The organism is Streptomyces sp. 147326 (genome assembly GCF_045000215.1).
Taxonomy (GTDB): Bacteria; Actinomycetota; Actinomycetes; order Streptomycetales; family Streptomycetaceae; genus Streptomyces.
The window spans coordinates 1,301,383-1,316,575 of record NZ_CP134201.1; the positions used below are offsets into that span (position 1 = coordinate 1,301,383).

General features: G+C 74.0%; 11 protein-coding genes. 5 read left to right on the top strand and 6 right to left on the bottom strand.

Annotated features, from left to right (window positions below):
- Positions 1–60: 60 nt before the first annotated feature.
- Both RIU97_RS06040 and RIU97_RS06045 read right to left on the bottom strand, forming a co-directional pair.
- Positions 61–1,011 (bottom strand): serine/threonine dehydratase, encoded by a 951-nt coding sequence (locus RIU97_RS06040; RefSeq protein ID WP_404953890.1) that lies wholly within the window; start codon positions 1,009–1,011, stop codon positions 61–63.
- A 15-nt stretch (positions 1,012–1,026) separates the two neighbouring features.
- A complete protein-coding gene (locus tag RIU97_RS06045; RefSeq protein ID WP_404953892.1) occupies positions 1,027–1,668 on the bottom strand; it encodes a TetR/AcrR family transcriptional regulator in 642 nt (213 codons plus the stop codon).
- Between the two features lie 156 nt (positions 1,669–1,824).
- Here RIU97_RS06045 and RIU97_RS06050 point away from each other — a divergent pair, with 156 nt between their 5' ends.
- Together RIU97_RS06050 and RIU97_RS06055 are read left to right on the top strand one after the other, a co-directional pair.
- A complete protein-coding gene (locus tag RIU97_RS06050; protein ID WP_404953894.1) occupies positions 1,825–3,513 on the top strand; it encodes a ricin-type beta-trefoil lectin domain protein in 1,689 nt (562 codons plus the stop codon).
- A gap of 28 nt (positions 3,514–3,541) precedes the next feature.
- Positions 3,542–5,878 carry an alpha-N-acetylglucosaminidase gene (locus RIU97_RS06055; RefSeq protein ID WP_404953896.1) on the top strand — a complete coding sequence of 779 codons (2,337 nt, stop codon included), beginning with the start codon at positions 3,542–3,544 and terminating at the stop codon, positions 5,876–5,878.
- A gap of 64 nt (positions 5,879–5,942) precedes the next feature.
- Here the strand turns inward: RIU97_RS06055 and RIU97_RS06060 are convergent, their stop codons facing one another.
- On the bottom strand, positions 5,943–7,181 hold the full coding sequence (locus tag RIU97_RS06060; RefSeq protein WP_404953898.1) for an MFS transporter: 1,239 nt from the start codon (positions 7,179–7,181) through the stop codon (positions 5,943–5,945).
- Between the two features lie 182 nt (positions 7,182–7,363).
- Between RIU97_RS06060 and RIU97_RS06065 the strand changes: the two genes are divergently transcribed.
- The 3 genes from RIU97_RS06065 (at position 7,364) to RIU97_RS06075 (ending at position 11,449) form a co-directional block, all read left to right on the top strand.
- The gene (locus RIU97_RS06065) at positions 7,364–8,953 is read left to right on the top strand and encodes a molybdopterin-dependent oxidoreductase (RefSeq protein ID WP_404953900.1); all 1,590 of its coding nucleotides are present in this window, start codon (positions 7,364–7,366) and stop codon (positions 8,951–8,953) included.
- A gap of 76 nt (positions 8,954–9,029) precedes the next feature.
- Entirely contained in the window at positions 9,030–10,097 is a 1,068-nt protein-coding gene (locus tag RIU97_RS06070) for an alpha/beta hydrolase (protein WP_404953902.1), read from the top strand.
- 140 nt (positions 10,098–10,237) lie between these two features.
- Positions 10,238–11,449 carry a serine hydrolase domain-containing protein gene (locus tag RIU97_RS06075; RefSeq protein WP_404953904.1) on the top strand — a complete coding sequence of 404 codons (1,212 nt, stop codon included), beginning with the start codon at positions 10,238–10,240 and terminating at the stop codon, positions 11,447–11,449.
- Here RIU97_RS06075 and RIU97_RS06080 read toward each other — a convergent pair.
- From RIU97_RS06080 to RIU97_RS06090, 3 genes are all read right to left on the bottom strand, one after another.
- The gene (locus RIU97_RS06080) at positions 11,446–12,699 is read right to left on the bottom strand and encodes a cytochrome P450 (protein WP_404962771.1); all 1,254 of its coding nucleotides are present in this window, start codon (positions 12,697–12,699) and stop codon (positions 11,446–11,448) included. The two genes, RIU97_RS06075 and RIU97_RS06080, sit on opposite strands and share 4 nt — an antisense overlap.
- 96 nt (positions 12,700–12,795) lie before the next feature.
- Complete coding sequence (locus RIU97_RS06085) at positions 12,796–14,082, bottom strand: putative Ig domain-containing protein (protein ID WP_404953906.1); 1,287 nt, start codon at positions 14,080–14,082, stop codon at positions 12,796–12,798.
- An 88-nt stretch (positions 14,083–14,170) separates the two neighbouring features.
- A complete protein-coding gene (locus RIU97_RS06090; protein WP_404953908.1) occupies positions 14,171–15,064 on the bottom strand; it encodes a LysR substrate-binding domain-containing protein in 894 nt (297 codons plus the stop codon).
- Positions 15,065–15,193: the final 129 nt, after the last annotated feature.

The following is a 15,193-nucleotide window of genomic DNA, read 5'->3' on the forward strand; positions in this document are numbered from 1 at the left end:
CGGTCGGCGGTCGCGGTCGGCGGTCGGGCTGTCCCCCGACGTCCCGACCCGGCGGCGGGCTCAGGCCGTATGGGCCACCAGGTCCCGGGGGTCCGTGTTGGCTCCGCACAGGATGACGGCGACCCGCTCACCCAGCGGCTCCGGCGCACCACGCAGCGCCGCCAGGGCGGTGGCCGCGCCCGCCTCCACCACGATCCGGTGTTCCTCCCAGAGGGCGCGCCGGGCGGCCGTGATGGCCGCGTCGGGCACGAGCACGGAGGTCACGTGCTCGTCCTGCGCGGCGGCCAGCGCGTCCGCCGAGACCCGGGTGGCCCCCAGGGAGTCGGCGGCGACCGAGTCGACGGCCACGTCCACGACCCGGCCCGCCGCCAGGGCCGCGTTCAGGGCCCGGCAGTTCTCCGGCTCGGCCGCGATCACCCGTACGCCGTGCTCGCGCGCGGCGGTGGCGATCCCGGCGAACAGCCCGCCGCCGCCGACCGCGACGACCACGGTGTCCAGCCCGGGCAGGGCGGCCCGGATCTCGTCGAGCAGCGTGCCGGCGCCCGCCGCGATGAGCGGGTGGTCGTAGGCGTGGCTGCTCAGCGCCCCGCTGTCGGCGGCGAACTCCTCGCAGGCGGCGAGTGCTTCGGCGTACCGGTCGCCGACGAGCCGCACCTCGGCCCCGTATCCGCGCAGCCGGTCCACCTTCACGCGCGGGGCGCTGGCGGGCAGGAACACGGTCGCGGGCACGGACAGCGCGCGGGCCGCCCAGGCGCAGGCGAGCCCGGCGTTGCCGCCGGAGGCGATGGTGACGCCCGCGGCCGGGAGGGCGCCGGCCTCGTGGTGGGCGGCGAGGAAGTTGCGGGCGCCGCGCGCCTTGAAGCTCCCGGTGTGCTGGAGGTACTCCAGCGCGTACCAGACCCCCGCTTCGGTCGCGGGCGCCAGGGCGACGGGCCGTATCCCGCCGGCGATCCGGTCGGCGGCGGCGCGGACGGCGGCGTAGTCGAGCTGCTGTGCGGGTGCTGCTTGCATGGGCTGTCTCCCCCATCAGGTGGTGGGCCGGGCGGCCTCGATCAGCTGGCGCAGGGCGCCGTAGTACACCTCGTGGTCCGTCAGGGGCGGCAGTACGTCGGCCAGTCCGCCGCAGAGCACGGGGAACTCCGCCGGATCCAGCGCGGCCAGGGCCGCCCGCGAGGCGGCAGTGGCCCCGGCCGGGTCCCGGTGGTCCACGAAGGCCGCGCTGCCCAGGGTGAGCAGGTACATGCGGCGGTAGACGGTCATCGCCTCGGCGGCGGTCATCCCGGCGGCCACGCTGTCGGCGAGGGCCGGCTCGACGAGCCGGGCGAGGAGCTGGCGGCCGAGCCAGGGCCGGCCGCCGCGCAGCACCAGCAGCCCGGGGTGGGCGGTGAGCAGCAGGTAGAGCGCGCGGAACCGCTGCTCGGTGGCCTGCGCCCAGTCCGTGCCGGCGGGGATCTCGGGGAGCTGCGCGGCCAGGTGCTCGGTGCACAGGTCGAGCAGCCCGGCGAGGTCGGTGCAGCGGCGCTGGACGGTGGCGTGGGAGACGTCGAGCCGGTCGGCGAGGGTGCGGAAGCTGAGGCGTCCCGGCCCTTCCTCGTCGAGGATCCGGAGGGCGGCGACGGCGATGGCCTCGGGGGTCGCACGGTCCAGGGCATCTGATCTGCGAGGCATGAGATACATTGTAACATACAATGTATCTCCTCTTTCGTGTGACAGCTATTGCAGCCATATTGCTGGTCATTGGCCGACAGTCAGCGACTTTTGTTGACAGTGGGTAATCGCATCGCTGCACTGGGCGCACGCCTGCCCCCACGTCAAGGAGACTCCGTGCCGCCTCGCCTGCGTGCGTCGCTCCCCTGCCTGACCGCGGCCGCCCTGTTCGCCCTCGCGCTCTCCCCCGCCCCGGTGGCGGCCGAGCCCCGGGCCACCTCGGACACCCCGCTCGCGCTCACCCCGCCCATGGGCTGGAACAACTGGGCGCACTACATGTGCGACATCGACGAGGCCAAGGTCGTCGCCAACGCCGACGCGCTCGTGTCGACCGGGCTCGCCGCCAAGGGCTACGACACCGTGACGGTCGACGACTGCTGGATGACCAGGAGCCGCGACGCGGAGGGCGCTCTGGTCGTCGACACGGCGAAGTTCCCGCACGGCATGGCCTGGCTCGGCGCATACCTGCACGCCAAGGGCCTGAAGTTCGGCATCTACCAGGACGCCGGCTCGCTCACCTGCGAGAAGTACCCCGGCAGCGGCGCGCCCCAGGGCGGCGGCGCGGACCACTACGCCCAGGACGCCCGGCAGTTCGCCTCCTGGAACGTCGACTACGTGAAGATGGACGGCTGCAACCTGTGGGTGCCACCGGGGCAGACCAAGGAGCAGGCCTACCGGGACGCCTACAACGCCGTCGCGAAGGGGCTGCGGGACAGCGGCCGGGACATGGTCCTGTCGGCGTCGGCGCCCGCCTACTTCCAGCAGGGCGAGTGGGGCGGCTCCGACTGGCACAAGGTCCTCGGCTGGGTCGGGGAGACCGGCCAGCTGTGGCGCGAGGGCAAGGACATCAAGGTCTACAACCCGGCCACGCCCGCCACCTCGCGGTGGAGCTCGGTCATGGGCAACTACGGATACAACCGCTGGCTCGGCCGGTACGCGGGCCCCGGCAACTGGAACGACCCCGACTTCCTGATCGCGGGCGCCCCCGGGCTCACGGCGGCCGAGAGCCGCAGCCAGGTCGCACTCTGGGCCATGATGGCGTCCCCGTTCATCCTGTCCTCCGAGGTCTCCAAACTGACCCCCCAGGGGCTCGCCGCCCTCGGCAACACCCGGATGATCGAGCTGGACCAGGACCCGATGGGCCGTCAGGGCGCGGTGGTCTCCTCCAACGCCACCTTCGAGATCCTGGCCCGGCCGCTCGCGAACGGCGACCGCGCGGTGGCCGTGCTCAACCGTTCGGCCACCACCCGGGACATCAGGGTGCCGCTCGACGAGATCGGCCTGGGCAACTGCACGGCCGACGCGCAGGACCTGTGGAGCGGAACGCGCCGGGAGGTCACCGAGGCGCTCACCGGAAGGCTGGCCGGGCACGACACCGCGGTCTGGCGGCTCAGCCCGCGCGGCTGCGCCGAGGCCGTCCCGACCGGGCAGGTCGTCGGTGACGGCGCCCGGTGCGCCGACGGGGCCAGCACCACGGGCGTCGGCGCGGTCGTGATGGCCGCCTGCACGGGAGCCCCCGACCAGCGGTGGACCCTGGGCGACGACGCGAGCCTGCGGCTGGCCGGCGAATGCCTCTCCGCGGGCGAGGACGGGCTCGTGGAACTGGCCGACTGCGCGCCCCCGCAGGACCGTCAGCCCGGCCAGAGCTGGACGCACCGCCGCGACGGAGCCCTCGTGGAGCCGTCGAGCGGGATGTGCCTCACGGCGCCGGCCGCCGCCGCGACCCCGGACGCCCCGGCCGCCCGGCTGCGGCTGACCGCCTGCGGCGACCACCGGGTCGACCAGGCCTGGGCCCTGCCGGTCTGACGGCCCGAGCCGACCGATGAGGAACACGATGCCGCGAAGCCGGTGCCGCCCGCTCGCCCCCCGCACGCTCGCCCTCGCCGCGCTGCCCGCGGCGCTGCTGGCGCTGATCTGCGCGGGGCCCGCGCCCGGGGCCACCGCCCCGGGCACGGGCTCGCCCGCACGTGCCGACGTACGGTCCGACGTGCGGGACGGCGTGCGGGCCGGTGCGCCGGCCGGCCTACGGAGTGCCGGGCGGGCGGGCGCGCCCGGGAGCCGGAGCTTCGACACCGCGCCCGCCCGGGCCGCCCTGGAGCGGCTGCTTCCGCGCCACTCCGGGCAGTTCACCCTGGTGCCCGACACGGCCGGCGACGCCGACACCTTCACCGTGTCCGGGACCGCCGGCGCGATCACCGTGCGCGGCAGCACCGGAGCCACCCTGCTCACCGGGGTCGGCTGGTACCTCCAGCACGTCGCCGGGGCCGACATCGGCTGGCCGGGCGAGAGCATCGGCATGCTGCCCGCCCGCCTGCCGGCCGTGCCCGCGCCGGTCACCCGCAGCGCGCAGGTCCCCCACCGGTACGCGCTCAACGACACCGACGACGGGTACTCCGGCCCGTACCGCACCTTCGAGGAGCACCAGCGGCAGATCGACCTGCTCGCCCTGCACGGCATCAACGAGGTGTTCGTGCAGGTGGGGGCGGAGTACCCGTACTACCGGGCGCTCCAGGGCTTCGGCTACTCCGCCGAGGAGCTGCGGCAGTGGATCCCCGGCCCCGGCCACCAGAGCTGGTGGCTGCTGCAGAACCTCAGCGGTTTCGGCGGTCCGGTCACCGAGCGGCTGATGCGGGAGCGCGCCGGACTGGGCGGACGGATCGCCGAGCAGCTGCGCGGGCTCGGCATGACCCCGGTGCTGCCCGGCTACTTCGGCACCGTGCCGCCGGAGTTCGCCGCGCGCAACCCCGGAGCGGCCACGGTGCCCCAGGGCGACTGGGCCGGCTTCGACCGCCCCGACTGGCTGGACCCCGCCTCGCCCGCGTTCCGGCAGCTGGCCGCCGCGTACTACGCGGAGCAGCACGCGGTGTTCGGGGACAGCACGATGTACCGGATGAGCCCGCTGCACGAGGGCGGTCAGACCGGGTCGGTCGACGTCGGCGCCGCGGCGGGCGCCATCCAGGCCGCGCTGCACGCCGCCCATCCGGGCGCGCTGTGGGCGGTGCTGGGCTGGCAGGACGACCCGGCCCCGGAGCTGCTGGCCGGGGTGGACACCTCGAAGCTGCTGATCCTGGACGGGCTGTCCGACCGGTACAACCGGCTGGACCGCGAGGCCCGTTGGGGTGGTGCCCCGTACGCGATGGGCACCATCTACAACTTCGGCGGGCACACCACGATCGGCGCGAACACCTCCGTGTGGCTCGAACGGTTCGGACCCTGGCGCGCCAAGAGCAACAGCGCGCTCGCCGGGATCGCCTATCTGCCGGAGGCCACCGGGACCAACCCGGCCGCCTTCGACCTCTTCACGGACCTGGCCTGGGAGCCGGGCGGGATCGACCAGCGCGAGTGGTTCGCCGCCTTCGCGGCCCGCCGCTACGGCCGTCCCGACGCCGCGGCCGCCGCGGCCTGGGAGGAGCTGCGCAAGGGGCCGTACAGCACGTCCTCGGGGCTGTGGTCGGAGTCGCAGGACAGCCTGTTCACCGCCCGGCCGGGCCTGACCGCGACGGGAGCGGCGTACTGGAGCCCCAAGTCCATGCGCTACCCGGCCGGTTCGGTCCGCAGGGCGCTGGACCACCTGCTGAAGGTGGCTCCGGAGCTGCGCGGCTCCAGTGCCTACCGCTTCGACCTGGTGGACACCGCCCGGCAGGCCCTCGCCAACCACTCGCGGGTACTGCTGCCGAAGATCAGGGCGGCGTACGAGGCCAAGGACCTGACCCTCTTCCGCACGCTCACGGCCGAATGGCGGGAGAGCGGGGCGAGGCTGGACGCGGTGACCGGCTCCGACCCGAACTTCCTCCTCGGCAGCCGGCTCGCCGGGGCCCGCTCCTGGGGCGCCGGCCGGGCCGAGCAGGACCGGTACGAGTACGACACCCGCTCCCTGCTCAGCGTGTGGGGCCGCCGCGGCACCAGCGAGGGCGGTTTCCTGCACGACTACGCGAACCGCGAATGGAGCGGCCTGATCTCGGAGTTGTACGCCCCCCGGTGGGAGCACTACTTCGCTTCGCTGGAGGAGGCGCTGGTACGGAAGGCCGCGCCGCGGGAGATCGACTGGCACGCCTTCGAGGCGGAGTGGGCCGGGCGGACCACCCGCCATCCGGACCGGCCGAGCGGGGACCCGTACCGGCTGGCCGCGCAGATCGCGGCGGCCCTGCCCCCGGCGGCCGCCGGCGGCTGACCCGCGCCACCGTCCGGCCCGGACACCGGTTCCCCCGGTGTCCGGGCCGGCCCGTGGGAAGGGGTCAGGACCTGCGCCGCCGCGCCGCCCGTGCGGCCCCGGCCGCGGCCAGACCGAGGACGGCGATCGAGGCGGCCGAGACCAACAGGGTTTCCCGGGCTCCGAGTCCGGCCACCAGCGGGCCGCCCAGCGCGGTACCGAGCGGCACCGCGAGCACGCGGACCGCGGAGCTCGCGGCCAGGGTCTGGGGAAGCAGGTCCCGCGGGGCCGAACGTTGGAAGAGGGCGGTGGACAGCGAGGCGTACGGAGGCCAGAGCAGCCCGGCGGCGGCGAACCCGGCGACGGCGACGGCCGTCGGCGCTCCCAGCCCCGCCGGCAGCAGGAAGACGCCGAAGGCGACGACGATGCCGGTCATGGCCGGCCACATCGGCAGCCGGCCCAGGTATCCGGCCAGGACGGAGCCGAGGACGGCGCCGACACCGAACGCGGTGTAGAAGGCGGCCAGCAGACCGGCGGATGCGCCCAGCCCGTCCGACACGTACAGCGGCAGCGCCACGTACACGGGACCGAACAGGCAGAAGAACGCGAAGCTCAGAGCGAGCAGGCCCGACAGGGCCGGGGTGCGCCGGATGACGGCGAAGCCCGCGACGCGGGAACCGCTCTCCTCGGGTGCGGGCGCGTCGTCGTGCGGCACGCCGAAGAGGAAGGTGGCGGCCAGGACGAGGAAGGTCGCCGCGTCGACGGCGATCACGGTCGCGGCGCCGCCCCGCAGGATCAGGGCGCCGGCGAGCGGCGGGCCGAAGACGGTGGAGAGCGAGCCGATGCCGGACAGGACGGCGTTGCCGGCCAGGTGGTCGCGCTCTGGCAGCAGTCGGGCCAGCAGGGTGTAGACGCCGGCCTGGCCCCACGAATGGAGGACGGAGGAGGCGGCGAGCAACACCACGTACAGCTCGATGCTCAGCGTCCCGAGGGCATGACACACGGGGATCGCGCCGAGGGCCGTGGCGCGTAGCAGGGCGTCACAGGCGACCAGCCGGGCCGGGGAGCGGTGTCGCAGGAGCCGCCCGAGGAGGACCGCGCCCACGGCGCCCGAGAGCGTGTAGGCAGCGGCCGCCAGCGCGACCCACATCCCGCGTTCCGCCGCCGGTGCGATCTCGATCGCCAGCCAGCTCACGGCGACCACGGCCATGCCGTCGCCGAGGGACGAGACGGTGAACCCCGGTAACAGACGTCGCAGCGTCGAGTGGGTGATCACGGGCCAGTAGGGCGAGGGGCCGATGGTCCGGGCGGGTTTCAGAGGCACGGTATCCACGCTCCCGGGGAGTGAAGGGGGTTCATGCCGTCATCGTTGCCGCGCACCCCACCGTCTTCGCGGTCCGTTCACTCCGGGCGTGGTCCTTTCACCCTGGGCGCAAGAGGCCGGCGCCACCCCGCACGGCGGCACGGCGCCGCCGCGGGACCGCCCGGGCGCGGCACACTGGCCGTGTGAAGGCAGACCCGAGCCGTTCCGCGCGGCCGCGGCGCACGCTGGGCGCCGTCAGCGGGCTCGTCGCGGCCGTCGCCGGGCTGGCGGTGGCGGAGCTGGCCGCGGCCGCCGTGCGGCCCGAGGCCTCGCCGGTCACGGCCGTCGGCGGGACATTGGTCGATCTGACACCGGTGGCCGTCAGGGAATGGGCGATCGGGCTGTTCGGCACCGCGGACAAGCTGGTGCTGATGCTCGGCATCATCGCCGTCCTGGCCGTGGTCGCGGCCCTGGCCGGACTGCTCGCCGTACGCCACCTGCCCGCCGGGCTCGCGGTCGCGGGCGCATTCGGGCTGCTGGGGGCGGCGGCCGCGCTCAGCCGTCCGGAGGCCTCCTGGCGGGACGCACTGCCCTCGCTGGTGGGCGGACTGACCGCCGCCGGGATGCTGTACCTGCTGGTCACGGCGGCGACGCGGCCCCGGCCGGCCGGGGCGCCGCCCGCCGGGACCTGGGCGATGGACCGGCGCGGCTTCGGCCGGCTGGTCACCGCCGTCCTGGTGGGCTCGGCCGCGGCGGGCTTCGCCGGGCGGCGCCTGGGGGCCCACGGTTCGGCCGGGGCCACCGCCTCCCGGGCCCGCTTCGTCCTCCCCCGGCCCACCGTGCCCGCGCCGCCGGTGCCGGCCGGAGCCGACCTGCGGGTGCCCGGGCTCTCCCCGTTCCTCACCCCCTCCCGCGACTTCTACCGGGTGGACACCGCCCTGGTCGTCCCCCGCGTGGACGCGGACACCTGGCGGCTGCGCATCCACGGGGAGGGGGTCCCCCGGCCCCTCGCCCTCGGACTCCGGGAGCTGCTCGACCGGCCGCTGGTCGAGCACGACATCACCCTCACCTGTGTGTCCAACGAGGTCGGGGGCCCGTACGCGGGCAACGCCCGCTGGCTCGGCGTACGCCTCGCCGACCTGCTCCGCGAGGCGGGCGTGCGCCCGCCGTCCCAGGGAGGTCCGGCCGACCAGCTGGTGGCGCGTTCGGTGGACGGCATGACGCTCGGCACGCCCGTCGAGGCCGTCATGGACGGCCGGGCGGCGCTGCTGGCCGTCGGCATGAACGGCGAGCCGCTGCCCTTCGCGCACGGGTTCCCCGTCCGGATGGTCGTACCGGGCCTGTACGGGTACGTCTCCGCCTGCAAATGGCTGACCGAGCTGCGGCTGACCACCTTCGCCGCGTACGACGCCTACTGGGTGCGCAGGTCCTGGGCCCAGCAGGCCCCGGTCAAGACGCAGTCGCGGATCGACACCCCGCGCCCGTACGCCGGCCTGGCGCCGGGCCGGGTGGCGGTCGCCGGCGTGGCGTGGGCGCAGCACCGCGGCGTCGAGGCGGTCGAGGTACGGGTGGACGGCGGCCCCTGGCAGCAGGCGCGGCTCGGGGCCGCGGACGGCGTCGACACCTGGCGGCAGTGGGTGTGGCCGTGGGAGGCGACCCCCGGGCGGCACACGCTGGAGGTGCGCGCGACGGACGGCGCGGGCGCCGTCCAGACCGGGGTCCGCACCGGGACCGTGCCGGACGGGGCGACGGGGTGGCACTCGGTGGAGGTACAGGTCAAGGCCCTCGGCTGAACTGCCTCGGCGGCGCATCCGCGGAATAATCCGTACATCATTCGCATGTCGCCCCGCACTACAGGAGCCGGCCGCCGTGGAACTGACCAGTACGCCGTTCCTCGTCACGCTCGTCGTCGTGACCGCGCTGGCCGTGCTCGCCGCGCTGCTCCTGTGGAACAGGATCCCCGGGCCGGGGTGGGTGCGCTGGCCGGCGCGGGTGCTGATGATCGGGCTGTGCCAGCTCACCGCCATCTGCGTGGTGGCCACCTGGATCAACGGCAGTCACGGGCTCTACTCGTCCTGGGACGACCTGCTGGGCACCGACACCACGCAGGACGCGGGCGCGGTGACCGGGCCGGCGGTGGGCCGGGCCCGGTTCACGCAGAACGGGGACGGCACGCGGACCACCTTCTTCCGGGGCTCCCACGCGAAGCTCGCCGGACAGGTGACCGTGTGGACTCCCCCGGAGTACAGCGCGCCGGGCGCGGACCGGACGCGCTTCCCCGTGCTGATGCTGCTGCACGGCTATCCGGGCACGCCCCGCACGTGGATCGACCTCGGCGACATGCCCGGGGCGCTGGCGCAGCTGGTGGAACTGGGTGCGGCGCACCCCTTCATCGTGGTCATCCCGGAGATCTACCCGGGCGGGGTGAACACCGACTGCAGCAACACCCCGCAGCGCAAGATCGCCGACTGGCTCGCGCTGGACGTGCCGGATCTGGTCGCGCGGAACTTCCGTACGCTGCCCGCCCCGGGCGGCTGGGGGCTGATGGGCGTCTCCACCGGCGGCTTCTGCGCGGTGAAGCTGCCGCTGCAGTACCCGAAGGCGTTCCGGGCGGGCGCGGCCCTGGACCCGGATCCGCTGACGGGTGACCCGGAGGTGCTGGCCGACCGGACGCTGCGCGAGCGCAACAGCCCGATGTGGCTGGTGGAGCACACGAAGAAGGCGGACGTCGGGCTGTTCCTGGCCACCTCCGCCCAGGACAAGGACAGTCCGCCGCAGCAGCTGGAGGCCTTCGCCAGGGCTGCGGCGGGCAGCGGGGTCCGGGTCAAGACGCTCGTCCGTCCGGCGGGCGGGCACAACTTCCAGACCTGGACCGGGATGTACCCGGACGCACTGGGCTGGCTGAGCACGGAACTGACGCCGCCGGGCGCGGGCTGACGGCCGGGCGGGCGCGTCACTCCCGGAACGCTTCCGGAGTGCGACGGGTGACACCCCCCGTTAGCCTGCGTGACGGGGCCTGCAACCGCGAGGTGGGGGAACCGGGGAAGCTTCGCCTCGACCCGCATGGAGGCACCACTGTGCGCAGTTCCATGATCCTCGCCCGCACCTGTCTGCAGCTGCTCCTGGGCGCCTCGCTGGCCGGCGGATGCACCCTCGGCCGCGCCGAGAGCGTCGCGAAGGAGTGCCCGGCCGGCCAGATCTCCCGGGGCGGCACGTGCCTCCCGGCCGATGCGGAGGACTTCACCGGGCGCCAGGTCGCCGACGCGCTCAAGAAGTACGGGCTGACGGCGGCGATGGCCGAGGTGTGGGTCGACGGGGAGCGCGTCTCGGCCGCCGCGGCCGGGGAGACGATGACGGGCTTCCCCGCGACGACGGACATGCGTTTCCGCATCGGGTCGGTCGCGATCCCCTATCTGACGACCGCGCTGCTCAAGCTCGTCGACGAGGGCGAGGTCGCGCTCGACGACAAGGTCTCCCGTTGGCGCCCGGACCTCCCGCACGCGGACGAGATCACGCTGCGGATGCTGGCCTCGACCTCCTCCGGGTACGCGGACTACGTCACGGACAAGACGTTCATCGCCGATCTCTACAAGAACCCCTTCCGGACCTGGACGGCGGAGGAGCGCGTGAAGATCTCGGTCTCCAAGCCCCTGGTGCTGCCACCCGGTTCGGGCTTCGCCTACTCGCACGCCAACTGGGTGATCCTGGGCGACATCATCGCGAAGGTGAGGCGCGAGCCCCTTGACGAGGTGACGGTCCGGGACGTCCTCAAGCCGCTCGGCCTGAGCCACACCGTCATCTCGTCGAGGGCGGACATCCCCGAGCCGGTGCTGCACTCCTTCGACAACGAGCGGGGCGTGTTCGAGGACGCCACCTACTGGAACCCGTCGTGGACGCTGGCGCCCGGCGCGGTGATGACGGGAACCCTGGAGGACATGGCGAAGTCCTTCGCGGCGATCGGTGAGGGGAAACTGCTGACGCCCGAGTCGCACGTGGCCCAGCTGACCGGCGTCGTCAAGGTCAAGGGGGACACGTGGTTCGCGCTGGGCCTGCCCGTGCAGAACACCTGGATCGTCCAGAACCCGTCCTCGCCGGCTACGAGGGCACGGTCGCCTACCTGCCGTCCAGGAAGATCGCCATCGCGACGGTGGCGACGCAGGGCCCCGGCAGCTCCGTCCAGAACGCGAGCTCCGACGTGCTGCAGGCGATCGCCGCTCACCTGGCCCCGGAACGGCCCCTCACGCTGGGATGACGGTCCCCCGGCGGGCGGCGGGCGGCGGGCGCGCTAGTTTCCGGCCAGGCGGACCGGGAGCGTCTCGACGCTGTTGCCGATGAAGCTGCGCTGGTGAGGGAGTTCGGCCTCGGGGGTGGCGAGGTCGAGGTCGGGGAAGCGGGTGAAGAGCCGCTCCAGGGCGGTGACGGCCTCCAGGCGGGCGAGCGGGGCGCCCACGCAGTAGTGGGCGCCGTGCCCGAAGGAGAGGTTGCGGGCGGCGGTGGGGCGGGTGACGTCGAAGCGGTCGGCGTCCGGGCCGTGGAAGGCCTCGTCACGGCCGGCGGCGGTGTAACCGGCGAGCACCGGGGTGCCCTGCGGGATGACGGCGCCGTCGACGGTCAGGTCGCGGGTGGGGTAGCGGAAGGGGAACCAGCTGACCGGGCCGTCCCAGCGCAGGGTCTCGTCCACCACGTCCGACCAGGTCGCCTTGGATTCCAGGACGAGGGAGAGCTGGTCGCGGTGGGTGCACAGGGCGCGGACGGCGTTGCTGATGAGGTTGAGGGTGGTCTCGTGGCCCGCGACGAGCACCAGCCGCATGGTGCCGATGAGTTCGGCCTCGCTGAGCCGGTCGCCGTCGTCGTCGCGGGCGGCTATCAGGGCGCTGGTGAGGTCGTCGCCCGGCGTCTCCCGGCGGGTGGCGGCGATCGTCCCCATGAGCTCGACCAGCTCCCGTACGGCGGCCATGGCCTCGGCGGGGGTGGTGTCGGTGGCGATGATCACCTTGTTGGACAGGTGGTGCAGCCGGCCCCGGTGCTCGGGGTTCACCCCGAGCAGCTCACAGATGACGCTCATCGGGAGCGGGAGCGCGAAGTGCTCGCGCAGGTCGGCGACCCCGTCGGGGGCTTCGGCCGCGGCGCGGGCGAGGTCGTCGAGGAGTTCGGCGGTCAGCTCCTCGACGCGCGGCCGCAGCCTCTCCACCTGGCGGGCCGTGAAGGCCTTGCCGACCAGGGCGCGGAGCCGGCGATGGTCCTCGTCGTCGGCCGTGTGCATGCCCTGGGCGTTGGCGAAGACCCGCAGCGGCCAGTCCCGGGGGATGGTGCCGTCGTGCAGGGCCGGGAAGTGCCGGGCGTCCTTGGCCACCTCGGGGTGGCCGAGGAACTCCTTCAGCGCGTCATGGCCCAGGACGACCGCTCCGGGCACCCCGCCGGGGAGTACGACCTCCGCCACCGGGCCGTGCTCGGCGCGCAGCCGGGCGTTGAGGGCGTGGGGGCAGCCCCCGGCGGGGTCGATGACGTGCGCGGCCGAGGCGGACGGGGCGGGTGACATGGGGGACGACAAGCCGGCTCTCCTGACCTGATGGACGAAACTCGGTCAACAGTGCGGCCTCGGGGGCGGGTTGGACAACCCCGCCTTCCCCGCGTCTCAGAACCAGTTGACGGTGAGGGCGAAGGCCGTGCCGGCGGTGGCCCCGGTGGAGTCGGTCGCGGTGGCGGTGACCTGGACCGCGCCGACGGCCCAGGGCTTGCCGGTGATCCGGCCGGAGGCGCTGTCGAGGGTCAAGCCCCAGGGCAGACCGGTGGCGGCGTACCGGACGGGGGGCTTTGCGCCGGTGGTGGTGAGGTGGACGGTGCAGGACTGGTTGAACTTGCACGTCTGCGGCCCGGGGTTGGTCAGCCTCAGGTCACCGGGGGTGGGAGTCGGGGTCGGAGTGGGCGTAGGAGTGGGAGTCGGAGTGGGCGTAGGAGTGGGAGTCGGCGTGGGAGTCGGCGTGGGGGTCGGCGTCGCACCGCAGCCCGGGGTGGCCTCCGGCGGCAGCGGGACCCGCCAGACCTGGATGTCGTTCTCCGACCCGACGAGCAGGCTCGTGCAGTCCGCGTACGTCACCGTCTCGCCCTGCGACTGGGCCGGGAGGGCGACGTCCGCGAGCTTGACCCCCGCGGTGTCGTACACGGAGGCCGTGTTGGCGCCCAGCGGCCCGCCGCTGCGCAGGGTGTACGAGGCGCCCGACGGGGAGAACGCGCCGTCGGTGACGAACACCGGGCCGGGCCGGACCGCCGTGAGGGTGTTGACCTGCCCGGTCACGGGTGGGAGCGGGGCCTGGTACAGCTGGCCGGCGGCTCCGATGAGCTTGCTCGCGACGAAGAGCCGGCCGGTCACGGGATCGGCGAGCAGGGATTCGGCGTCGTGCTTGCCGTCGGCGTAGGAGAAGCGGTACGTCACCGGCGTGACCGTGGCGTTGGCCAGCTGGTCGGGCTCGGCGAAGCCGTGCACGGTGATCTCCGCGCGGCCGCTGAAGTTGTCGCCGATGTCGCCGACGAGGATCGCCGGGCCGCCCGAGGCGTCCTTGCCGAGCGCGAGGCCCTCCCAGTCGGTGTTGCCGACGCCGGAGAGGGTGAAGGTGGCCAGCAGCCGGCCGGTGGCGCCGTTGCAGTCGACGGCGAAGACCTGGTTGGTGTTCCCGCTGTCGTTGACGGCGTAGAAGACGCCGGCGTGCTTGCGGCTCATGGCGAGGCCGCTGAACTCGGTCAGGCCGCCGGGGAGGGTGCACTTCTTCTCCGGCGCGAGCGCTCGGGTTCCGGCGGCCGCCACCGCGGCGGACGGGGCCGGGGAGGCGGTTGCGCTGGTCATCCAGGCGACCGCGGGCAGGATCGTGGCGAGGGCCGCGGTCGCGAGGGCGGCGGCCCGTGGAGGTGTCGGAAGTCGGGACATGCGCACAATGTGATGGGACATCAATGGGGGTGCCAGGCCCAATCCCCTCCCGTTCGAGCATCGTTCAATGCCGAAGTGGCATGTCCCGTCAGCGCACCGGCTCCCGGACCGGCCCCTTGTGTCCGGCCTGCGCGATGAACGCGCGGGCCGCGCGGCTCAGCGGCCGACGGGCGTGGGCGATGCCCACCGGACGCAGCAGCGGCGGGGTGAAGGAGCGGATCTCGGCCCGGCTTCCGAAGGCCCTCAGCACCACGTCGCGGTACCAGATGAGCGAGCCGCGGCCGTCCGTCACCCCGGTCACCCAGGCGAGGCGTTCGTCGACCTCCAGGGAGGGAACGGGCCGTACCCCGAGGCAGCTGAACATGGCCTCCATCTCGGTGCGCCGGCCGGTCCCCGGGGTGGGCAGGACCATCGGAAGGCCGTCGAGCATGCGCAGCGGCATCGGATGCGGCAGCCGGGAGCCGACCGGGGAGATCAGTACCACCTCGCGCTCCTGGATGAAGTGGGTGGAGAGCTCCTTGTCGACGGGCAGGTCGACGAGGGCCAACTCCGCCCGGCCCTGGCTCAGTTCCTCGACGAGGACCTCTCTGCTGTCGTGCTGCTGGAGGCGGACGTCGACCGCCGGATGCCGCTCGGTGAAGGCCGCGACCAGGTCGGAGGCCAGGTCGAGGGCGAGGGTGGGCGTGGTGACGAGGGTCAGAACCGCCCGGGTGTCCCTGCCGTGCGGGGTCCCGATGTCGTCGATGGCCTCCACCGCGTTGAGCACGGTGCGGGCCAGCCGGACGACCCGGGCCCCCTCCGGCGTGAGGTCCACCCCCCTTCCCCGGCGGGCGAGGAGCTCGACGCCGAGGTCGCGTTCCATGGCCTGGACGGCCCGGGAAAGGGCGGACTGGGCGACGAAGACCGAGGCGGCGGCGCCGGTGATGGACCGGCAGTCGGCGACGGCGACGAGGTAGCGGAGCTGCGCCAGCGTGGGGGTCATGACCGGACGGTAACCTCGCGAGGCTGTACCTGTAAGGGCTCGTCGGGTGAACAACTGACCGGGTGTCACTTCGCGTTCATGCCCGGCCGGCGGATAGGCATGCCCATGCGGCATGCCCGCGAGGACGCA